This window comes from Streptomyces chisholmiae (assembly GCF_031845445.1).
In the GTDB taxonomy this organism is placed as follows: domain Bacteria; phylum Actinomycetota; class Actinomycetes; order Streptomycetales; family Streptomycetaceae; genus Streptomyces; species Streptomyces chisholmiae.
The window spans coordinates 1-21,221 of the sequence record NZ_JAVREO010000030.1; the positions used below are offsets into that span (position 1 = coordinate 1).

A 21,221-nucleotide genomic window follows, 5' to 3' on the forward strand; every position below is an offset into this window, starting at 1 on the left:
CTTCGACGGGGAGGACCGGCTCGTCGGGGAGGGGGCGGGGGTAGAGGAGGGTCATGCCGTCGGCGGTGAGGAACTGGGCGCCGTGTTCGTCCAGGATGAGGCGTTGGTCGAGGGTGGAGGCCCAGGATGTGCCGAACCAGCGTCCGGCGCGGTAGCTGGAGATGTGGTGGCGTTCGATGACCAGGGGGAGGATGCCGGGGAGTTCGACGTCGGTGGCGGACATCAGCAGTTCGCCGGTGGCGACGTCGACGGGGTCGCCGCAGGCGTTGCGGCCGTTCATGGGGACGCCGTCGCCTCGGGTGCGCCGGCCGAGGCCGAGGGCGCCCTGGCGGAGGCCGCGAAGGCCGGTGGAGCCGGCGCTGCGGAGTCCTCGGGCCAGGCCCCCGAGGGTGGTGAGGCCCTTCATGCCGGGGATGCAGTCCAGCGCCGCGAACGCGACGTCGAGGAGGCCGGCTTCGCCCCGTGCGTATTTGATCAGCGTGTCGGCGAGGACGATGACGGCGGCGGCGAGGACGACCCAGGCGAGGGGGCCACCGATGATCATGACGACGACGCCGAGGACGGCGACCACCAGCTTGCACGCCTCGACCAGGGTGTCCCAGTTGTCGGTGACCCAGTCGATCGCCTTCTCCCACCAACGCCGGTTCTGGATCCCGGCGTCGGACGCTTCCTCAATGCCCTGAGCACACTGCCGAGCGGCCTCCTCGCGCATCTCCTGGGCGTCCTGCGCGAGTTGGCGGGCAGCGGAGAGCCGCTCCTCGGCGTCGTTGACCCGGCTCTGGGCGGCGCCGGCCGCCGCTTCGGCGGCCTGCTGGTCCCGGGCGGCGGCCCGGACATCGGCCTCGTCCGGCGGCTCGACGTTCTCCCGTTCGCCCTCGCGCTGCAACCGTTCGGCCTCGTCGCCGGCCCGGCCGACCCAGTCGGTGGCGTCGCCGAGCGCGGACTGGGCGGAGGCCAGATCCGCCTGGGCGGTGACGGCCCGGTCCAGCGCGCGGTCGGCCATGCCCTGCGCGGTCTGCAACTTCGGCCAATAGACGTTGAGCGCCTGAGCACAGAGGCTGTAGGAGTCCTCCAGCTTCGTGAGATTGTCCGGGACCCCGTCGAACTCCCGCCGGAACGCGTCCGCCGACAACCCCGCCCAGTCCAGGACGGCTCGTTCGCCCGCCATGCCGCGGATCTTGCCGAGCGCCTCGCCGACGTCATCGGCGAACTCCTGCAACTCCTCCGCCAACTCCCGGACCTCGTCCGGATCCCCCGGCGTCGGGTCCCGGTCCATATCCACCGGTGACCAGTCAGACGGCCGTGCCACGATCCCCCCCAAGGTCGTGTTCAAGGTCTACAGAAAGCTACCCACCGGTCAGGCGGACCAGTGCTGTGTCGCCAACTCCTGGACCGCGACCTACCGTCGCCCCACGTGGCGGACGAACGCCCCCCAGGCGTCCGCGCCGAAGGTGAGCACGTCCGTCCTCACCTTGCTGTCCCGCACCGGCACCGCCCCCGGCACCCCGTCCCGCACTTCCAGACAGGCCCCGCCGTTGCCACTGCTGTGGCTCGACTTACGCCAGTGCTGCTTACTCATCGTGTTCCTCAGCCAGTTGATTCACGAGAGCGACTGACTGCCGTGGGGCGAGTGCGTCGGCCTTCAGACGCTCGATTCTCCGGGCTACGTCGCTCAAGCGTCCCTCTTCCTCGCTGAGCTGCCCTCCCATCACTGTATCGGAGTACAGGCACTCCTGACCGTCCTGCTGTCGCAGCACGATCAGCTGTTCCACACTCGGCGGAGCCCCCAGGCTGATGGGAAGCACCTGAAGGGTCACATGAGGCAGGGCCGCCATCGTCACCAGGTGAGCGAGTTGGGCACGCATGACAGCACGGCCACCAACCGGGATGCGCAGGCAACACTCGTGCAGGACCGCCCAGAACGACGCCGGCTCGTCGCCCGTCAGCACCAACTGCCGTTCCAGCCGCGCCTGCACCTGCCGGTCGAGGGTCTCCGCCGGGGTGTCCGGTGCGTAGGCCTCGAACAACGCCCGGGCGTAGGCGCCCGTCTGGAGCAGCCCGGGTACGACGAGGACCGAGTACTCCGTGATCAGCCGTGCCCTGCGCTCGCGTTGCACGAACGGCTGGAACCAGGCGGGCAGGCCAGTGGCCACCACGCGGGCCCGCAGCCGGGTGAACAGTCCGTCCGTGCCGAGGGCGAGGTCGCAGCCCTCCACGAACCGTTGCGACGGGACGATCAGGCCGGACTCGACCTTGGAGACGTAACTCAGGCTGTAGCCGGTCGCCTTGCCGAGATGTTCCTGGGTGATCTTGCGGCCGAGGCGGCCGGTCCTGATCTCTGAACCGAGGAACACGAGATCATTCAAACCACGGCCGGACACCCCGGTTTCCACATCACTGGCCTGCTTCTTCAACAAGGCGACCCCCAACAGCGACCGGGCGGGACTTGAATTCCGGTCAATGTACCCACTGTTGGTGCTCTTGGATCTGTTCTCCTGGGGGCGTTCCCCCGCAAGGACGAACCGTGCCCGTCAGGGCGACGGAATCGGGCTCATGAGAAGAGGAACCGTCATGTTCTATTCCTGTGCCGACTATCTCGAACCGCACATGGCCGTGCCGGACGGGCCGTTGCCCGTCGATCCGTTGAGCCGGGTGCGGCCCGAGCCCAGGCCCGTCGAGGGATGTGCGGAGTGTGGCGAACTGGCCGTGGGGCGGAACCTGGCGAAGTACTACGAGGACTGGCCGATCGTCACCGACTTCAACGTCCTGCTGCGCCAGCACCCCGACCACGGGCAGTCGCGGTAGGGCTCAGCCCCAGCGGGCCGTGCGGCCCAGGAGCAGCGCGGTGGCGGCCGGGCCGGCCGTGGAGGTGCGCAGAACCGTGGGGCCCAGCCGGTAGCCGGCCGCGCCGGCGGTCGCGAAGGCGGCCAACTCGGCGTCGGTGACGCCCCCTTCGGGGCCGACCACCAGCACCAGCGAGCCGCTGGTGGGGAGTTCGGCGGTGGCCAGCGGCAGCGTCGCCGTCTCGTGCAGCACGCCGGCGAAGTCCGCCTCGGCCAGCAGCCGGGCCACCCCGGCCGTGGTGAGCGGCTCGGCGACCTCGGGCACCCGCAGCCGGCGGGCCTGCTTGGCCGCCTCGCGGGCGGCGGCGCGCCACTTGGCGAGCGCCTTGGCGCCGCGCTCGCCCTTCCACTGGGTGACGCACCGGGCCGCCGCCCAGGGCACGACGGCGTCCACGCCGGTCTCCGTCATGGTGGAGACGGCCAACTCACCGCGGTCGCCCTTGGGCAGCGCCTGGACCACCGTGATCCGGGGCGTGGGCTCCGGCTCCTGGCGGCGCTCCAGGACGGTGACCGCGAGGCGGTCCCGGCCGACGACCTCGGCCACCCGGCCGAGGGCGCCCCGGCCGGCGCCGTCGCTGAGCACCAGCTCCTCACCGACGCGCAGCCGGCGCACCGCGACCGCGTGCCGGCCCTCGGGGCCGTCCAGGGTCAGCGGCGCGCCCGGCTCGGCGTGCGCCAGCGAATCGACGAGGAAGACCGGCGCGCTGCTCATCGGCCGTTGAACGCGTCCTTCAGCCGGGAGAACAGGCCCTGCTGCCCGGGCTGGAACTGGCCGGTGGGCCGCTCCTCGCCGCGCAGCTTGGCGAGCCGGCGCAGCAGCTCCTCCTGCTCCGGGTCGAGCTTGCTCGGGGTCTGCACCTCGACATGGACCACCAGGTCGCCCCGGCCGTTCCCACGCAGGTGCGTGACGCCCCGGCCGTGCAGCGGGATGGACTGGCCGGACTGGGTGCCCGGGCGGATGTCCACCTCCTCCTGACCGTCCAGCGTCTCCAACGGGACCTGGGTGCCCAGCGCGGCCGCCGTCATCGGGATGGTGACCGTGCAGTGCAGGTCGTCGCCGCGCCGCTGGAACGTCGCGTGCGGCTTCTCCTGGATCTCCACGTAGAGGTCGCCGGGCGGGCCGCCGCCGGGGCCGGCCTCGCCCTCGCCGGCGAGCTGGATGCGGGTGCCGTTGTCCACGCCGGCCGGGATCTTGACGTTCAGCGGGCGGCGGGTGCGGACCCGGCCGTCGCCGGCGCAGTCCGGGCAGGGGGTCGGCACGACCGTGCCGAAGCCCTGGCACTGCGGGCAGGGACGGGAGGTCATGACCTGGCCCAGGAACGAGCGGGTCACCTGGGAGACCTCGCCCCGACCGCGGCACATGTCGCAGGTCTGCGCCGAGGTGCCGGGGGCGGCGCCCTCACCGTTGCAGGAGTCGCAGACCGTGGCCGTGTCGACCTGGATCTCGCGGGTCGTCCCGAAGGCCGCCTCGTTGAGATCGATGGTGAGCCGGATCAGGGCGTCCTGACCGCGCCTGGTGCGCGACTTCGGGCCCCGCTGCGAGGCGGTGCCGAAGAAGGCGTCCATGATGTCGGAGAAGTTCCCGAAGCCGGCGCCGAAGCCGGCGGCGCCAGCGCCGCCCGCCCCCCCGAGCGGATCCCCGCCCAGGTCGTACATCTGCTTCTTCTGCGGATCGGAGAGCACCTCGTAGGCGGTGTTGATCTCCTTGAACCGCTCCTGCGTCTTGGGGTCCGGGTTGACATCCGGGTGCAGTTCCCGGGCCAGCCGGCGAAACGCCTTCTTGATCTCGTCTTGCGAGGCGTCTCGCTGCACACCCAAGACCGCGTAGTAGTCCGTCGCCACCTAGTTCTCCGCGAGGATTTGTCCGACGTACCGTGCCACCGCGCGCACCGCTCCCATCGTTCCGGGGTAGTCCATCCGGGTCGGTCCGACGACTCCGAGCTTCGCGACCGCTTCGTCCCCTGAACCGTAGCCGACCGACACAACCGATGTGGCGGTCAGCCCCTCGTGAGCGTTCTCATGACCGATCCGCACCGTCATCTCCGAGCCCTTGGCCTCCCCCAGCAGCCGCAGCAGGACGACCTGCTCCTCCAGCGCCTCCAGCACCGGGCGGATGGTGAGGGGGAAGTCCTGGCCGAAGCGCGTGAGATTGGCGGTGCCGCCGATCATCAGCCGCTCCTCGGTCTGTTCGACCAGAGTCTCCAGCAAGGAGGCCAGCACCGTCGAGACCGCGCCGCGCTCCTCCGGGCCGAAGGCGTCCGGGAGATCGGCGACCAGCCGGGGCACCTCGGGGAAGCGCTGCCCCACGATCCGGCTGTTGAGCCGGGCCCGCAGATCGGCGAGGGAGGTCTCCCCCAGCGGCGCCGGGCAGTCGATCATGCGCTGCTCGACCCGGCCGGTGTCCGTGATCAGCACCAGCATCACCCGGGCCTGGGCGAGCGCCAACAGCTCCACGTGGCGCACCGTCGAACGACTGAGCGACGGGTACTGGACGACGGCGACCTGGCGGGTGAGCTGGGCCAACAGCCGCACCGTGCGGGCGATCACGTCGTCGAGATCGACCGCGCCGTCCAGGAAGTTCTGGATCGCTCGGCGCTCCGGGGAGGACAGCGGCTTGACGCCGGCCAGCCGGTCCACGAAGAGCCGGTACCCCTTGTCCGTCGGCACCCGGCCGGCGCTGGTGTGCGGCTGGGCGATGTACCCCTCCTCCTCCAGCGCGGCCATGTCGTTACGCACCGTGGCCGGCGAGACCTGGAGGTTGTGCCGCTCGGTCAACGCCTTGGAGCCGACCGGCTCCTCCGTGCCGACATAGTCCTGGACGATGGCCCGCAGCACCGCAAGCCTGCGCTCACTGAGCACGCCGCACACCTCCCGACCGGCACTTCACGATCCGACTGCCCCTGGCACTCGCTCACGCAGAGTGCCAGTACCGGCTCCAGTGTACGGCCGGGTACCCCGCCCGGGGAACGAGCGGCCGGCGAGAACGCGAACGAATCCGGGCCGGTGGCCGACCGGTATCCGGTCGCGAAGAACGACCGAATCCGGGGAGGAGAACGGCTGGAAACCGCCCCATAACGGAGCGCGAACCCCCGTTCACGCGCCGGCGGTTGCCCCCGGCGCCCCGTCCGGGCCCGCCACCGCCGGCGCCGGGCGGCTACCGTCGCGGTCATGACGGGGATCGACGAGGGCCCGGCGGGCTGGCCCGCCCCCGGACGGGGCTGGCGGGAGATCACGCCGGGCGTCTGGCGGCGCCGACTGCCGGGCTGGGACGAGACGGTCGGCGCGGTGGCCGGCCGGGACGGGCTGCTGCTGGTGGACGCGGGCCCGTCGCTGGCGGCCGGCGCCGAGCTGCGGGAGCAGCTGGCGGGAGGCTCGCGGCCGCCGGTGCGCTGGCTGGCCGTGACCCACCCGCACTTCGACCACCTGCTGGGAGCCGGCGCCTTCCCCGAAGCCGAGCTGCTGGCCGCGGCCGGCGCGGAGCCGCCCTGGCCGGCCGGTGCCCCGGCGGCGGTGGCCGACGGGGTGGCGCTGGGCTTGGACCGGGCGGAGGCGGCGCGTTCGGGCGCCGCGCTGCCGGCGCCGCACCGGCTGGTGACCGACGCGCTGACCCTGGACCTGGGGCGTGGGCGGCGGGCGACGCTGACGAACCTGGGCCCCGCGCACTCGGGCCACGACCTGGTGGTGAAGGTCACCGACCCGGCCGGGCCGCCGGTGGTGTTCTGCGGGGACGTGGTCGAGGAGTCCGGGGAGCCGCAGGCCGGCCCGGACGCCGCCCCGGCGCGTTGGCCGGCCGCCCTGGACCGGCTGCTGGCGCTCGGTGGCGAGCGGGCCCGGTACGTGCCGGGGCACGGCGCGGTGGTGGACGCGGCCTTCGTCCGGTCCCAACGGGCGGCGCTGGCCCGCCGCTTCGAGGTGCCGGACGAGCCCCACCGGGACGCCGGCACGTGATCGAATGTGGTCATGCGCGCACGTTCCTATGATCCCGATCTGACCCCGCCGTGGCAGCGGCCAAAGGCGGTGCCCGAGGTGCCGGCCGATCCAGGGCTGGTGGTCGAGGAGGTCACCACCGGCTTCTGCGGCGCGGTGATCCGCTGGGAGAAGACGGCCGAGGGGCCCACGGTCACCCTGGAGGACCGGTTCGGGGCGCACCGGGTCTTCCCGATGGTGCCGCGCGGCTTCCTGCTGGAGGGGCGCGCGGTCACCCTGGTGCGCCCCCAGTCGGCGCGGACGGCGCCCGGCCGGCCGGCGCGCACCGCGTCCGGCTCGGTGGCGCCGCCCCCGGGGCGCGCCCGGGTGGCCCGCGCCGGCCGGATCTTCGTGGAGGGCCGGCACGACGCGGAGCTGGTGGAGCGGGTCTGGGGCGACGACCTGCGAGCCGAGGGCGTGGTGGTGGAGTACCTGGCGGGGGTGGACGACCTGCCGGCCGTGGTGCGGGAGTTCGGGCCCACCCGGACGGCGAGGCTCGGGGTGCTGGTGGACCACCTGGTCCCGGGTTCCAAGGAGTCGCGGATCGCCGACGAGGTGCGGGCCGCGCACGGCGAGGGGCTGGTGCTGGTCGTCGGGCACCCGTTCGTCGACATCTGGGCGGCGGTGAAGCCGGCGGCGGTCGGCATCCCGGCCTGGCCGCAGGTACCGCGCGGCCAGGACTGGAAGACCGGGGTGTGCCGGGCGCTCGGCTGGCCGGAGAACACCGGGGCGGCCTGGCAGCGGGTGCTGCGCTCGGTCCGCGACTACCGGGACCTGGACCCGGGGCTGCTGGGGCCGGTGGAGCACCTGATCGACCACGTCACGGTCGGCGGCCCGGCCGGCCCGGCGGACTGAGGCCGGTCTTGGCGGGCGGCCCCGGCGGGCGGTCCCAGCGGGCGGTGCGCGCGGCCGCGGGCTCCGGAGCGGGGCCTCGGACCACGACATCGGACCAGGACCTCGGCCAGGCTCCAGGACCCGGACCTCAGGCCGGGCCCTCGGAACCGCGACGTCGGCCCGGGAGCCGGGCCAGGCCCTCGGACCAGGAGCTCAGACCAGGAAGAGGTCCTCGTCGAAGACCGTGACCACCACGACCACCATCAGACCCTGCCCGATCAGGTACTCGATCAGGATGCCGGGCGCCACCTGCGCCTTGCGGTTGTCCTCGTGGGTGCCGACCGGCGCGCTCGCCTTGTGGTAGGGATCACGGGCCAGCTTGGCCAGGCCACGGTCGAGCAGCTCCTTGCGGTGCGGGGCCATCCGCTCGGCGGACTCGGCGGCCTCGGTGGTGAAGGAGATCCGCAGGTCGAACACGGTGCCACCTCCCCGGCGCCGGGCCGTCCCCGGCGCATGCCGGACAATGGCGAGTATGCCCTCCGCCCTGCCCGAAGGCGACCCCATGCCGAGCGACGGCGCCCTGCCGGCCACCGCGCTGGCCGACGCCGCCGACCGGCCGCTCGCCTTCTACCTGCACGTCCCGTACTGCGCGACCCGCTGCGGCTACTGCGACTTCAACACCTACACCGCGAGCGAGCTGCGTGGCTCCGGTGGGGCGCTGGCGTCCCGGGAGAACTACGCCGCGGTGCTGACCGAGGAGATCCGGCTGGCCCGCCGGGTGCTGGGCGCCGACGAGCGGCGGGTGGCCACGGTCTTCGTCGGCGGCGGCACCCCGACCCTGCTTCCGCCGGCCGACCTGGCCCGGATGCTGGACGCGGTGCGTCAGGAGTTCGGGCTGGCCGAGGACGCCGAGGTGACCACGGAGGCCAACCCGGACTCGGTGGACGCGGCCGGCTTGGCGGCGCTGCGCGAGGCCGGCTTCAACCGCGTCTCGTTCGGGATGCAGAGCGCCAGCCCACACGTGCTGCGGCTGCTGGAGCGCACCCACACGCCGGGCCGCCCCGAGCGGGCCGTGGCGGACGCCCGCGCGGCCGGCTTCGAGCACGTCAACCTCGACCTGATCTACGGCACGCCGGGCGAGAGCGCCGAGGACTGGTCCACCACCCTGAAGGCGGCCCTGGCCGCCGGGCCCGACCATGTCTCGGCCTACTCGCTGATCGTGGAGGAGGGCACCAGGCTGGGCCAGCGGGTGCGCCGCGGCGAGGTGCCGATGACCGACGACGACGTGCACGCCGACCGCTACCTCCAGACCGAGGAGGCGCTCGGCGCGGCCGGCTTCGAGTGGTACGAGGTCTCCAACTGGGCCACCACGCCGGCCGGTCGCTGCCGCCACAACGAGCTGTACTGGACGGGCGCCGACTGGTGGGGCGCCGGCCCGGGCGCGCACAGCCACGTCGGCGGGGTGCGCTGGTGGAACGTGAAGCACCCCGGCGGCTACGCGCAGGCGCTGGCCGACGGCCGCTCCCCCGGCGCCGGTCGGGAGGTGCTGACCGCGGAGGACCGGCGGGTGGAGCGGGTGCTGCTGGAGCTGCGGCTGGCCGCCGGCTGCCCGCTGTCGCTGCTGCGCCCGGACGGGCTGGCCGCGGCCCGGCGGGGCCTGGCGGACGGGCTGCTGCGGGCGGACGCCTTCGCGGCCGGCCGCGCGGCGCTGACGCTGCGGGGCCGGCTGCTGGCGGACGCCCTGACCCGGGACCTGGTGGACTGAGCCCGGACGGGCCCGGCCCCGGCGCCCCGGCGTCCCGTCGCCGGAGCGTCGGGACGTCGGAGCCTCAGGGCGTCCGGACGTCCGGAGCGTTCAGGGCGTCGGGTACATGTCGTCGATCAGGTGCTGGTACTCGCCCTCGACGACCGGCCGCTTGAGCTTGAGGCTGGGCGTCAGCTCGCCGTGCTCGATGTCCAGCTCGCGCGGCAGCAGCCGGAAGGTCTTCACCGTCTGCCAGCGCTGGAGCGTCGCGTTCAGCTCGTTCACGTACTCCTCGACCATCGCCACGGTCCGCTTGTCGGCGACCACCTCGGCGTAGTCGCCCGGGACGTCGTTCTCCTTCGCCCAGGCCAGCAGGGACACCTCGTCCAGGGCGATCAGCGCGGAGCAGAACTTGCGGCCGGCGCCGATCACCACCATGGACGAGGCGTGCGGACAGATCACCTTGAACCGGCCCTCGATCTCGGTGGGCGCCACGTACTTGCCCACCGAGGTCTTGAAGAGGTCCTTCTTGCGGTCGGTGATGGTGAGGTAGCCGTCGTCGGACAGCTCGCCGATGTCCCCGGTGTGGAACCAGCCGTCCTGGAGCACCTCGGCGGTCAGCTCCGGGTGGCCGTGGTAGCCGTCCATGATGCCGGGGCCGCGCAGCAGCACCTCGCCGTCGTCCGCGATCCGCACCTCAAGGCCGGGCAGCGCCTTGCCCACGGTGCCGATCCGGTTGGCGTCCTCGCGGTTGACGAAGCTGGCCGCGGCGGACTCGGTCAGCCCGTAGCCCTCGGTGATGGGGATGCCGGCGCCGGTGAAGAAGAACCCCAGCTCCGGGGTGAGCCGGGCGGAGCCGGAGACGCAGCCCCTGATCCGCCCGCCGAAGGCGGCCCGGATCTTCGCGTAGACCAGCTTGTCGGCGATCCGGTGCTTGACCGCCAGGGTGGACGGCACGCTGGCGCGTCCGGTGCGGCGTCTGGTGTCCTGCGACACCTGGGCGTACTCCTGGGCGACGGCCGCGGCCCAGCTGAAGATCTTGTACTTGGCGCCCCCGCCGGCCCGCGCCTTGGCCGCCACCCCGTTGTAGACCCGCTCGAAGATGCGCGGAACAGCACACATCGAGGTCGGTTGAACGATCGGAAGGTTCTCGATGATCTTGTCGACCCGACCGTCCACGGCCATCACGTGACCGACCTTGACATGGGCGGCCAGCAGCACCTTGCCGAAGACGTGCGCCAGCGGCAGCCACAGGTACTGGATGTCCTCCCGCAGCACCATGTCGATCTGCTCTATCGCGTACCCCATGTAGGACCAGGTGTCCTGGCGGAGCCTGACCCCCTTGGGGCGGCCGGTGGTGCCCGAGGTGTAGATCAGGGTGGCCAACTGCTCGCCGCGCAGCGCGGAGACGGTGTCCCGGACCGCGTCCGGCTTGTCCGCCAGGTAGCGGGCGCCGCGCTCGGCCAGCTCGGCCAGCGACAGCACCCAGCCGTCGGGGTCGCCCTCGGCCGGCACCGCGTCGGCCGACTCGATCACCACCACGTGCGCCACCTCGGGCAGCTCCGCCCGGCGCTCCCTGATCTTGGCGAGCTGCTCCGCGTTCTCCGCGATCACCACCCGGCTCGCCGAGTCGGCGAGGATGTACGCGGTCTCCGCGGCGTCGGTCTGCGGGTAGACCGTGGTGGTGGCGGCGCCGGCGCACATCACGCCGAAGTCGGCCAGCACCCAGTCCACCCGGGTGCTGGCGGCGATGGCGACCCGCTCCTCGGGCCGCACCCCCAGGTCCATCAGCCCGGCGGCGATGGCGTCCACCCGAGCGCCGGCCTCCGCCCAGGTGTAGCTGCGCCAGTCGTCCGGGCCGTCGCCGGCGCTCGGCACCGGGTAGCGGAAGGCCTCCCGGTCCGGGGTGGCCTTCACCCGCTCCAGGAACAGATGCGCCACGGACGGCGGCCGGTTCTCCATGACCTGCTCACTCACGCTCACGAACTCCTCCGGGTGCCGCGCTGCAACGGGGGTGACCTGCGGGTAACTTTCCGCCGGGGCGAACAGAGTAAGCGGCGCGGCGCCCTCATGTAAGGGGGATGGTCAACAGTCCGTGGAAGCCGCCGCCGTCGGGACTACTTCTTGTTCTTGCCCTCGCCGCCGTCGGAGTCCGAGGAGAGCGCCGCGATGAACGCCTCCTGCGGGACCTCCACCCGGCCCACCATCTTCATCCGCTTCTTGCCCTCCTTCTGCTTCTCCAGCAGCTTCCGCTTCCGCGAGATGTCGCCGCCGTAGCACTTGGAGAGCACGTCCTTGCGGATCGCGCGGACCGTCTCACGGGCGATCACCCGGGAGCCGATGGCCGCCTGGATCGGCACCTCGAACTGCTGCCTGGGGATCAACTCCCGCAGCTTGCTGGCCATCTTGACGCCGTAGGCGTACGCCTTGTCCTTGTGCACGATGGCGGAGAAGGCGTCCACCTGGTCACCGTGCAGCAGGATGTCGACCTTGACCAGCGCCGACGACTGCTCGCCCGTGGGCTCGTAGTCGAGCGAGGCGTAGCCCCTGGTCTTGGACTTCAGGGCGTCGAAGAAGTCGAAGACGATCTCCGCCAGCGGCAGCGTGTAGCGCAGCTCCACCCGCTCCTCGGAGAGGTAGTCCATCCCCTGGAGCGAACCCCTGCGGGTCTGGCACAGCTCCATGATCGCGCCGACGAACTCGCTGGGCGCGATCAGGGTGGCCCGCACCACCGGCTCCCGGACCTCGGCGATCTTGCCGCCGGGAAACTCACTCGGGTTGGTGACGACGTGCTCCGCGCCGTCCTCCATGGTCACCCCGTAGACCACGTTGGGGGCGGTGGCGATCAGGTCCAGGTTGAACTCGCGCTCCAGCCGCTCCCGGATCACCTCCAGGTGCAGCAGGCCGAGGAAACCGACCCGGAAGCCGAAGCCCAGGGCCACCGAGGTCTCCGGCTCGTAGACCAGCGCGGCGTCGTTGAGCTGGAGCTTCTCCAGGGCGTCGCGCAGCGCCGGGTAGTCCGAGCCGTCGATCGGGTAGAGGCCGGAGAAGACCATCGGCTTCGGGTCCTTGTAGCCGCCGAGCGCCTCGGTGGCGCCGCCGCGCTGGAAGGTGACCGTGTCGCCCACCTTGGACTGCCGGACGTCCTTCACCCCGGTGATCAGGTACCCCACCTCGCCGACCGCCAGGCCGTCGGCCGGGGTCATCTCGGGCGAGTTGACGCCGATCTCCAGCAGCTCGTGGGTGGCGCCGGTGGACATCATCTGGATCTTCTCGCGCCTGCCGAGCTGGCCGTCCACCATCTTCACGTAGGTGACCACGCCGCGGTAGGAGTCGTAGACCGAGTCGAAGATCATCGCCCGGGCCGGCCCCTCGCTGTCGCCGACCGGCGCCGGCACCTGGCGGACCACCTCGTCGAGCAGCTCGACGACGCCCTCGCCGGTCTTCGCCGAGACCCGCAGCACGTCACCGGGGTCGCAGCCGATCAGGTGCGCCAGCTCGGCGGCGAACTTCTCCGGCTGGGCGGCCGGCAGGTCGATCTTGTTGAGCACCGGGATGATGGTGAGGTCGTTCTCCATGGCCAGGTAGAGGTTGGCCAGGGTCTGCGCCTCGATGCCCTGGGCGGCGTCGACCAGCAGGATGCAGCCCTCACAGGCGGCGAGCGAGCGGGACACCTCGTACGTGAAGTCCACGTGGCCCGGGGTGTCGATCATGTTCAGCACGTGGGCGGTGCCGTCCTCGGCACCCCACGGCATCCGGACCGCCTGGGACTTGATGGTGATGCCGCGCTCACGCTCGATGTCCATCCGGTCGAGGTACTGGGCGCGCATCTGCCGCTGCTCGACCACCCCGGTCAACTGGAGCATCCGGTCGGCAAGGGTGGACTTGCCGTGGTCGATATGCGCGATGATGCAGAAGTTGCGGATGACGGCCGGGGCGGTACGGCTGGGCTCCGGCGCGTTCGAAGGGATCGCGGGCACGCGGGGTCCTGTCGGTGATGGCGGTGGATCGCTGGTCGCTCCCATGGTCCCATGACCGGGAAGCCGGCTCCGATTGGGAAGCGTCGCGGGGGCGCTGGTAGGCTGGCCCACTGCCTCTGGTGCGGATGGACCGCCGGGGGCGGGCAGACCGCTTCACCGTCCATCCACCCGTTCAACCGAAACATCCGAAACGTTCGGGCGCCCCGGTCGGGACTCCCGAATCTTCTCGAACCTGCAAAGGCTCTCATTCGTGGCGAACATCAAGTCCCAGATCAAGCGGATCAAGACCAACGAGAAGGCCCGGCTGCGCAACCAGGCGATCAAGTCCGAGGTCAAGACCGCGGTCCGGCGGGCCCGCGAGGCCGCCGCCAGCGGTGACGTCGAGAAGGCCGAGGCCGCTCGTCGCGAGGCCGCCCGCAAGCTGGACAAGGCCGTCAGCAAGGGCGTGCTGCACGCCAACAACGCGGCCAACAAGAAGTCCGCGCTGGCCGCTCGGGTCAACCAGCTCCAGGGCTGATCGGGCGGGAAGCGGCACCGGTCCGGCTTTCGCGGCCCCTCTCTCCGCGCCGACCGATCCGCCGGGCACCGCGCTGATCCCAAGTTCGCCACGCGGGTGCGGTGCTCACCGCCCACACAGACCTTCCCGAAGGGGCCCCACGACGCCCACCAGGTGCCTGGGGCCCCTTCGGCGTGCCTGGACTCGCTGACCGGCGACCCGTCCCGAACGGGCGACCGGCGGACCGGCGGGCGCGCTGCCGCACGCGGGGCGCGGCGCGCGGGCGCGCTGCCGCGCGGGACGGCGCGGCCAGCGGTGAGCGTGGAGCGGCGCCCGGTCAGCGGCGAGCGTGGGCGATGGTGATCACCGCGCGCTCCAGGGCGTAGGCCGGGTCGTAGCCGCCGCCCTTCACCGCCGCGTCGGCCTCGGCGACGGCCCGCAGGGCGGCCGCCACACCGTCGGCCGACCAGCCGCGCGCCTGCTGGCGGACCCGGTCCACCTTCCAGGGTGGCATGCCCAGCTCGCGGGCCAGGTCGCCGGGACGCAGCCCGCCGGGAGCGGAGGCCAACTTGCCGATGGCCCGCACCCCCTGCGCCAACGCGCTGGTGACCAGCACCGGCGCGACGCCCGTGGCCAGGGACCAGCGCAACGCCTCCAGCGCCTCGGCCGTGCGGCCCTCGACGGCCCGGTCGGCCACCGTGAAGCTCGACGCCTCGGCCCGGCCGGTGTAGTAACGGGCGACCACCGCCTCGTCGATGGCGCCCTCGATGTCGGCCGCCAACTGGGCACAGGCGGAGGCCAGCTCCCGCAGGTCGGCCCCGATGGCGTCGACCAGCGCCTGGCAGGCCGCCGGGGTGGCCGAACGGCCCAGCGCGCGGAACTCACCCCGGGCGAAGGCCACCCGGTCGGCCGGCTTGGTCATCCTGGGGCAGGCGACCTCGGCGGCACCGGCCTTGCGGGCGGCGTCCAGCAGGCCCTTGCCCTTGGCGCCGCCGGCGTGCACCAGCACCAGGCTGATCTCCTCAGCCGGCGCGGCCAGATAGTCCTTGACGTCCTTGATCGTGTCGGCGGCCAGATCCTGCGCCTGGCGGACGACCACCACCTTGCGCTCGGCGAAGAGCGAGGGGCTGGTCAGCTCGGCCAGGGTCCCGGGGCGCAGCTCAGCCGCGGCCAACTCCCGCACGTCCGTGTCCGGATCGCCGGCCCTGGCCGCGGCGACCACCTCGCGCACGGCGCGGTCGAGCAGCAGCTCCTCCTGCCCCACCGCCAGCGTCACGGCCGCCGGCCGCCCGTCGTTCCCACTACCCCTGCCCGCCATGCCGTCCAGCATCGCACGCGGCACTGACAGGCGGCGGCCACCACCGGCCCCCGCCGGGCCGTCGCCGCGCGGGGCGCGGGGAGAATGGCGGGGTGACTGACGCGCGACTCATCCTGGTGCTGCCGGACCGCGAGGCCGCCGAGGAGGTGGCGGAGCGGGTGACCGGGCTGCTGGACCTGCCGGAGGAGCCGGAGCCGGTGCGGGACGCGCTGGCCGGCGAGGACGACGCCGAGGACGCCCAGTGGCTGGTGGTGCTGGAGGAACCGGCGCGGGACGCGGCCCTGCTGGCCGCCCTGACCGGCCTGGTCGAGGCCCACGAGGGCTGGCTGGAACACGAGTGACCTCGATGCCCGGCCGCCGGCCCGCCGGTGGTCGGCCGGCCCGCCGGTGGTCGGGCCGATCAGGCATCGGGCGGGCCGGGTGGGTCGGGCGGGCCAGCTGTCCGGTCAGGCATCAGGCAGGTCAGGCATCAGGCATCGACGTAGTGGGCGGCGTGCTCGGCGGTCGGCGGGATGGGCGTGATGATGTCGAGCAGCACCCCGTTGGGGTCGGCGACGATGAAGTGCCGCTGGCCGAAGTCCTCGCTGCGCAGCTCCAGCCTGGGGGTCAACCCCCCACGGACCACGAGCCGTTCCCACTCCGCGTCGACGTCCTCGACCTCGAAGTTGAGCAGCACGCCCTGGGCCGGAACCCGGTGGCCCTCGGGGATGGTGGGGTGGGTGTGGTCGAGCAGGGCCAACTCGAAGGGGTGCTCCCCGGGCCAGCGCAGGCTGACGTACCAGTCGGCCTCGAAGGTGGTCTCGAAGCCGAGCAGCGTGGTGTAGAAGGCGTGGGACTCCCGCAGCCGGGCGGTGCCGATCACCGGGTAGCAGCCGGTCAGTTTCATGAGGTCTCCTTTTCGCATACCATCGGTACGCGAATGAAGGTATTCACATACCGTCGGTACGTCAACTTGAGTGAGGTGTGATGGCCCAGCACGGCATCCGCGCACAGCAGCGGGAGCGGACCCGGCAGAAGCTGCTGGGCGAGGGCCGGCGGCAGTTCGCCGCCCAGGGCTACGGCGCCGTGGGACTGGCCGAGATCGTTCGCGCCGCCGAGGTCACCAAGGGCGCGCTCTACCACCACTTCAGCGGCAAGGCCGAGCTGTTCCGGGCCGTGCTGGAGCAGGTCCAGGGCGAGGTGGGCCGCCGGGTCGCCGAAGCGGCCGAGGCACACGACGACCCGTGGGACCAACTGGTCGGCGGCTGCCAGGAGTTCCTCACCGCGAGCACCGCGCCCGACGTGCAGCGGATCATGCTGGTCGACGGCCCGGCCGTGCTCGGCTGGAGCGAGTGGCGGGCCATGGACGAGGCCGCCTCCGCCCGGCACCTCAGCGAGGCGCTGGCCGCCCTGGTCAAGGCCGGCACCATCCCGCCGCAACCCGTCGAGCCGCTGGCCAGGTTGCTGTCCGGGGCGATGAACGAGGCGGCGCTCTGGCTGGCTTCCTCGGCGGGCCCCGAGGACCTGGCCCACACCAGGGCGGCACTGGACCGGATGCTGCGGGCGCTGCGCGACACCTGAGCGAGGACGCCACCCGGCCAACGGTCGGCGCGCCCCCGAGGGCCACCGGGGGAACAGGCCCTTCGCCCCCGTCAGGCGGCCAAGGTCCTAGGCCCCCTGGCCGATCCGCCGCCGGCCGGGCGCGGGCTAGCCTGCCCGGCATGGCCGAGACACCCCCCGCTCCGCGCCCGCGCGAGCGGCGCAAGCACGACATGCTGGCCCGGTTCGCCAAGGAGGAGGATGTCTGGGTGGCCACCACCGGGGCCGAGGGCGAGCCGTATCTGGTGCCCCTCTCCTTCCTCTGGTGGGACGAGGCGCTCTGGATCAGCACCCGCTCCACCAACCCCACGGCCCGCAACGTCGCCCGAGACGGACGGGCGATGCTCAGCCTGGGCGCCACCCGGGACGTGGTGTTGGTCGACGCGACCGGCGAGCCGGTCCCCGCGGAGGCGCTGCCGCCCGGCCTGGGCGACGCGTTCGTCGCCAAGCTCGGCTGGGACCCACGGGGCAGCGCGTCCTGGGGCTTCCTGCGCTTCCGCCCGCAGCGCGTCCAGGCCTGGCACGAGGAGCCCGAGATGCCGGACCGACTGTTGATGCGGGACGGCATCTGGCTGGGCTGACCCCGGCCCCTGCGCACCACCCCGGCCGGTTGACCAGCCGGGGTCTCGACAACGGCCAGCGCCCCCCGCTCGTCGGTGCTGAGCACCACCGCGCCACCGTCCGTCAGCGCGGCGACCGTGCGCGGGGCCGGGTGGCCGTAGCGGTTGTCGGCACCGGCCGAGATCAACGCCAGGCGGGGGCTGAGCCGGCGCAGCAGCGCCGGGTGCTGGTGGCCGGAACCGTGGTGGGGGACCTTCAGCACGTCCACCCGCGCCAGCTCCGGGTACGTGGCCAACAGTCCTTCCTGGCCCAGTGGTTCCAGGTCGCCCGGCAGCAGCAGGGTCAGCTCGCCCGCCCGCAGCAGCAGGGTGACGCTGGCGTCGTTGTCGCCGAGGCCGGCCGCCTCGGCCGGCGGCCACAGCACCCGCCAGCTCAACTCAGCGCCCAGGCTGCCGCGCTCGCCCGACGCCACCCGGCGCAGCGGGACCCCGGCGGCCGCCGCCCAACCGGCCACCCGGGCCGCCTGCTCGGGCGACTCCCCCACCGGCCCGGTCTGGATGGCCGCCACCTCCCGCCCCCGCAACACCCCGGGTACGCCGGCCACATGGTCGGCGTGGAAGTGGCTGAGAACCAGCAACGGCACCCGACGCACCCCCAACTCGGTCAGGCAGCGGTCCACCGCCGCCGGGTCCGGGCCGGCGTCCACCACCAGCGCCGCGCCGCCGCCGGCCGACAGCACCAGCGCGTCGCCCTGACCTACGTCACAGACGACCAGCCGCCAGTCGACCGGCGGCCAGCCGGTGAGCAGCCGGGGCAGCGGGGCCGGGCGGAGCACCGCGAGCAGCAGCACCCCCGTCCCCAGCAGCGCCAGGGCCCGGCGCCCCGGCAACCGCCGGGCCAGCACCAGCAGGGCCACGCTCACCGCGCCCAGCAGGGCCGCGCCCCGCCACCCGCCCGGCCAGCCGAACTCGGCGCCGGGCAGCGCCGCACCGCCCCGGGCCACCTCCGCGATCCACCGCGCCGGCCAGGCCGCCAGCCAGGCCAGCGCCTCGGCCAGCGGCGGCGCCAGCGGGGCGGCCACCAGCACCGCCCACCCCACCACCAGGACGGGCGCCACCACCGGCTCGACCAGCAGGTTGCACGGCACCGCCACCAGGCTGACCTGGCCGGTGAAGACCGTGATCACCGGCGCACAGACCAGGTGCGCCGCGGCCGCCACCGCCAGCGCCTCGGCCAGCCGCCCCGGCACCCCACGCCGGCGCAACGCCACGCTCCAACGTGGGGCGACCAACAGCAGCGCGCCGGTGGCCAGCACGGAGAGCAGGAAGCCGTAGGAGCGCGCGAGGCCCGGGTCGTGCAGCACCAGCAGCAGCGCGGCGGCGGCCAACGCAGGCAGCAGCGCGCGCCGCCGGCCGGTGACCATCGCCAGCAGGGCGATGCCGCCGCACACCGCCGCCCGCAGCACGCTGGGCCCCGGCCGGCAGATCAGCAGGAAGCCCAGCAACAGAACGCCCCCGAGCAGCGCGGTGCCACGCAACGGCACCCCCAACCGGGCGGCCAGGCCACGGCGTTCGGCCCGGGACGCGGTGGCGGGAGAGCCGACCAACAGGGCGAAGAGCACCGCCAGGTGCCCACCACTGACCACGATCAGGTGGGTGAGCCCGGTGGCCCGCACCGCCTCGTCCAGCTCGGCCGACACCCCGGAGGCGTCGCCGACGATCAGCGCCGGCAACAGGGCCCTGGCATCCGACGGCAGGCCGTCGACCGCCGCCCGGAGCCTCGCGCGGACCAGCCCGGCGAACCGCTGCCCGGCCCCCGGGTCGGCGATCACCTCCGGGCCCGTCGCCCCGACGGCGGCCCGGCCGACGGCCGGGTCAGTGGCCGGGTCAGTGGCCGGATCGGATGCCGAGACCCGCAACACCGCGCCCAACTCGCCCGCCCTGGCCGGCATCGGCTCCGCCACCGTCGCGACCAGGCGCACCCCGGTGGACGGCAACAGCCCGAGCCAGGGCGCCGGCTCGGCCGCCTCGACCACCACCAGCACCGGACCGGCCGAGGTCCAACCGGCGCCGTCGGCCAGGGCCACCCGACGCACCTCGGCCGGGAACAGCACCACACCGTCCGGCCGCCCCGGGCGCTCGCCGGCCAGCCGTGGGTCGCCGCTGAGCCGCACCTCGACGGTCACCTGCCGCCCGGTCAACTCCGGCCAGGGGCCGGACCGTACGGCCGCCGTGTGGCACCCGGAGACGGCCGCCCCGGCCGCGGCACCGAGCAGGGCGAGACTGATCGCCATGACCACCGGCCGGGGACGCCGCGCCAGCGCCACCCCGAGCGCCACCAGCCCGGCGAGACCACACCCCACCACCCAGCAGGCGGTGGCCCACCCGGGCAATGCGAAGGCCAACGCGGCCGACCCCCAGGCCGCTACCGCCGCCGGCACCAGCCGCAGATCCAGCGGCTCCCGCGCCGCGCCCACCGTCGAGGCCACGGCGGTGGCCTGGGCGGGGAAGGCGGAGAGCCGGTCAGAGCGTGACACGGTCCCGCAACTCCGCGAGTCGGCGCTCCCCGATGCCGGAGACCTCACCCAGCTGCTCGACAGCGGTGAACCCGCCCTGCTGCTGCCGGTAGGCCACGATCTCCTGCGCCAGCACCGGCCCGATGCCCGGCAGTTCCTCAAGCTGCTCCGGAGAGGCAGAGTTCAGGCTGACCGGCGCGGCGGGCTGGCCGGCGGGCGGCTGCCCGGCCGACGGGCCGCCGGCCACGGCCGGCGGCCCGTCGCTCACCAGCAACTGCTCCCCGTCCACCAACAGCCGTGCCTGGTTGAGCCCCTGGGCGTCCTCGGCCTCCACCGGCCCGCCCGCGGCCGTCAGGGCGTCGGCCACCCGGGAGCCGCCGGGCAGCCGGTAGAGCCCCGGCTCACGCACCTCGCCGGCGACGTCCACCACCACCTCGCGGCCCGCGTCGTCGCCGGTCGGCGACTCCGCCTCGGCTGGCGTGCCGCTCGGCTCGGCCAAGGCCGGCTCGGCGACCGGCACCGCCCGCGCCCGCTCCGTCCAGAAGTGGTGCACCGCGAAACCGACGGCCACCACCAGCACCAGCAGCAGCGCCAACCAGGTTCGCAGCTCCAGCCCGCAGCCGCGCCGCAGCCAGTCGGGGACCCGGTCCGTCACCTCCCAGCGCAGCCGTTGCCACCTGGACGGCTCGGCCGGGGACGCGCCCGGCCGAGGCTCCGGCAGGGCTCTGATCGCCGCCGCCAGGCGCTCGAAGCCGAGCTGCTCGCGGCGCTGTTCGGCCAGCGCGTCAACCGGCGGGACGCTGGCCGGCGGCTTGGCCGCCGCCCCTCCCGCCAACCCCGGCCGGGCCGCCGGCTGTTCGCCGGACGCGACGGACCGGACCGTGGACGACGCGGCGGCCGGCCAGGGCCGGGACGGCGCGGCCGGACGCGGCGGGCCGCTCGCCTTCGCCCCGGCGCCCGCCTCCGCGGGGGCGGCCCGCTGCCGCCAGGCCGGCAGCGGCACGGTGGGGATGTCGGGCGGCCCAGCCGCCCACCCCGGACGCCGGCCCGGCAGCGTGCCGGTGGCCCCGGGCGAACGGGCCGGCGGCTCGACCGAACCCCGCGTCCCCGCCCCCGGCTTCACAGGCGCGGGCGGCGGACTCGGCGGCGCTCCCCGTGCCGGCCCGGGACCCGGCGGGGCAGCCGCCCCCGGCCGCGCGGCCACCCCGGAACCCGACCGCGCCCCCGCGGCCGAGCCCAGCCCCGGACCCACGGCTGAGCCCACCCGGGCAGCCACACCTGGCCTCGCCCCCGAACCCGCGACCACCCCGGGGCCCACGACCGCCCCCGGGGCCGAGCCCGCTGCCCCGTCGCCGCGCAGCAGCGCCGCGGCCCGGCGCTCCACGC

20 protein-coding genes and 1 pseudogene are annotated in these 21,221 nt (G+C 73.8%); 8 read left to right on the forward strand and 13 right to left on the reverse strand.

Features of this window, described 5'->3' with window-relative positions:
* The 3 genes from RM844_RS30585 to RM844_RS30595 all read right to left on the reverse strand — a co-directional run.
* Positions 1-1,276, reverse strand: a 1,276-nt coding sequence (locus RM844_RS30585) for a DUF6531 domain-containing protein (RefSeq protein WP_311670737.1), incomplete at its 3' end; no start/stop codon positions are given.
* Positions 1,277-1,399: 123 nt separating this feature from the next.
* A complete protein-coding gene (locus RM844_RS30590) occupies positions 1,400-1,579 on the reverse strand; it encodes a DUF397 domain-containing protein (RefSeq protein WP_311670696.1) in 180 nt (59 codons plus the stop codon).
* Positions 1,572-2,417 carry a helix-turn-helix domain-containing protein gene (locus RM844_RS30595; protein WP_311670697.1) on the reverse strand — a complete coding sequence of 282 codons (846 nt, stop codon included), beginning with the start codon at positions 2,415-2,417 and terminating at the stop codon, positions 1,572-1,574. Before RM844_RS30595 ends, RM844_RS30590 begins: the two co-directional genes overlap by 8 nt.
* A 154-nt stretch (positions 2,418-2,571) precedes the next feature.
* Between RM844_RS30595 and RM844_RS30600 the strand changes: the two genes are divergently transcribed.
* On the forward strand, positions 2,572-2,805 hold the full coding sequence (locus RM844_RS30600; RefSeq protein ID WP_311670698.1) for a hypothetical protein: 234 nt from the start codon (positions 2,572-2,574) through the stop codon (positions 2,803-2,805).
* 3 nt (positions 2,806-2,808) lie between these two features.
* On the opposite strand, the gene RM844_RS30605 is transcribed toward RM844_RS30600, so the two are convergent.
* The 3 genes from RM844_RS30605 to hrcA are packed head-to-tail and all read right to left on the reverse strand — an operon-like array spanning position 2,809 to position 5,702.
* Complete coding sequence (locus RM844_RS30605; RefSeq protein WP_311670699.1) at positions 2,809-3,555, reverse strand: 16S rRNA (uracil(1498)-N(3))-methyltransferase; 747 nt, start codon at positions 3,553-3,555, stop codon at positions 2,809-2,811.
* On the reverse strand, positions 3,552-4,685 hold the full coding sequence (dnaJ, locus tag RM844_RS30610) for a molecular chaperone DnaJ (protein WP_311670700.1): 1,134 nt from the start codon (positions 4,683-4,685) through the stop codon (positions 3,552-3,554). The genes RM844_RS30605 and dnaJ overlap by 4 nt, the downstream gene beginning before the upstream one ends.
* A complete protein-coding gene (gene hrcA, locus RM844_RS30615; RefSeq protein ID WP_311670701.1) occupies positions 4,686-5,702 on the reverse strand; it encodes a heat-inducible transcriptional repressor HrcA in 1,017 nt (338 codons plus the stop codon). It abuts the gene before it with no gap.
* Between the two features lie 309 nt (positions 5,703-6,011).
* On the opposite strand from hrcA, the gene RM844_RS30620 reads away from it, so the two are divergent.
* Together RM844_RS30620 and RM844_RS30625 are read left to right on the forward strand one after the other, a co-directional pair.
* A complete protein-coding gene (locus RM844_RS30620) occupies positions 6,012-6,791 on the forward strand; it encodes an MBL fold metallo-hydrolase (RefSeq protein ID WP_311670702.1) in 780 nt (259 codons plus the stop codon).
* A gap of 12 nt (positions 6,792-6,803) precedes the next feature.
* Positions 6,804-7,664 carry a DUF3097 domain-containing protein gene (locus RM844_RS30625; RefSeq protein ID WP_311670703.1) on the forward strand — a complete coding sequence of 287 codons (861 nt, stop codon included), beginning with the start codon at positions 6,804-6,806 and terminating at the stop codon, positions 7,662-7,664.
* 192 nt (positions 7,665-7,856) lie between these two features.
* On the opposite strand, the gene RM844_RS30630 is transcribed toward RM844_RS30625, so the two are convergent.
* A complete protein-coding gene (locus RM844_RS30630; RefSeq protein ID WP_122183820.1) occupies positions 7,857-8,120 on the reverse strand; it encodes a hypothetical protein in 264 nt (87 codons plus the stop codon).
* Between the two features lie 55 nt (positions 8,121-8,175).
* On the opposite strand from RM844_RS30630, the gene hemW reads away from it, so the two are divergent.
* Complete coding sequence (gene hemW / locus RM844_RS30635; protein WP_311670704.1) at positions 8,176-9,408, forward strand: radical SAM family heme chaperone HemW; 1,233 nt, start codon at positions 8,176-8,178, stop codon at positions 9,406-9,408.
* A gap of 90 nt (positions 9,409-9,498) precedes the next feature.
* Here the strand turns inward: hemW and RM844_RS30640 are convergent, their stop codons facing one another.
* A complete protein-coding gene (locus tag RM844_RS30640) occupies positions 9,499-11,349 on the reverse strand; it encodes an AMP-dependent synthetase/ligase (RefSeq protein WP_394814634.1) in 1,851 nt (616 codons plus the stop codon).
* 155 nt (positions 11,350-11,504) lie between these two features.
* On the reverse strand, positions 11,505-13,367 hold the full coding sequence (lepA, locus tag RM844_RS30645; RefSeq protein ID WP_311670706.1) for a translation elongation factor 4: 1,863 nt from the start codon (positions 13,365-13,367) through the stop codon (positions 11,505-11,507).
* A gap of 250 nt (positions 13,368-13,617) precedes the next feature.
* Here lepA and rpsT point away from each other — a divergent pair, with 250 nt between their 5' ends.
* The gene (gene rpsT, locus RM844_RS30650; protein ID WP_311670707.1) at positions 13,618-13,884 is read left to right on the forward strand and encodes a 30S ribosomal protein S20; all 267 of its coding nucleotides are present in this window, start codon (positions 13,618-13,620) and stop codon (positions 13,882-13,884) included.
* A gap of 316 nt (positions 13,885-14,200) precedes the next feature.
* On the opposite strand, the gene holA is transcribed toward rpsT, so the two are convergent.
* Complete coding sequence (gene holA / locus RM844_RS30655; protein ID WP_311670708.1) at positions 14,201-15,181, reverse strand: DNA polymerase III subunit delta; 981 nt, start codon at positions 15,179-15,181, stop codon at positions 14,201-14,203.
* Between the two features lie 92 nt (positions 15,182-15,273).
* Between holA and RM844_RS30660 the strand changes: the two genes are divergently transcribed.
* The gene (locus RM844_RS30660; protein ID WP_311670709.1) at positions 15,274-15,522 is read left to right on the forward strand and encodes a hypothetical protein; all 249 of its coding nucleotides are present in this window, start codon (positions 15,274-15,276) and stop codon (positions 15,520-15,522) included.
* Between the two features lie 128 nt (positions 15,523-15,650).
* On the opposite strand, the gene RM844_RS30665 is transcribed toward RM844_RS30660, so the two are convergent.
* Positions 15,651-16,067, reverse strand: coding sequence for a VOC family protein (locus tag RM844_RS30665; protein WP_311670710.1), 417 nt, complete (start codon positions 16,065-16,067; stop codon positions 15,651-15,653).
* 80 nt (positions 16,068-16,147) lie between these two features.
* On the opposite strand from RM844_RS30665, the gene RM844_RS30670 reads away from it, so the two are divergent.
* Entirely contained in the window at positions 16,148-16,741 is a 594-nt protein-coding gene (locus RM844_RS30670) for a TetR/AcrR family transcriptional regulator (RefSeq protein WP_311670711.1), read from the forward strand.
* Between the two features lie 191 nt (positions 16,742-16,932).
* Positions 16,933-17,340 carry a pyridoxamine 5'-phosphate oxidase family protein gene (locus RM844_RS30675; protein ID WP_311670738.1) on the forward strand — a complete coding sequence of 136 codons (408 nt, stop codon included), beginning with the start codon at positions 16,933-16,935 and terminating at the stop codon, positions 17,338-17,340.
* 8 nt (positions 17,341-17,348) lie between these two features.
* Here RM844_RS30675 and RM844_RS30680 read toward each other — a convergent pair.
* Positions 17,349-19,856 (reverse strand): annotated as a pseudogene (locus RM844_RS30680) (ComEC/Rec2 family competence protein); the annotation flags it as partial.
* Complete coding sequence (locus RM844_RS30685; protein WP_311670712.1) at positions 19,843-20,838, reverse strand: ComEA family DNA-binding protein; 996 nt, start codon at positions 20,836-20,838, stop codon at positions 19,843-19,845. The pseudogene RM844_RS30680 and the gene RM844_RS30685, both read right to left, overlap by 14 nt.
* Between the last annotated feature and the right edge of the window lie 383 nt (positions 20,839-21,221).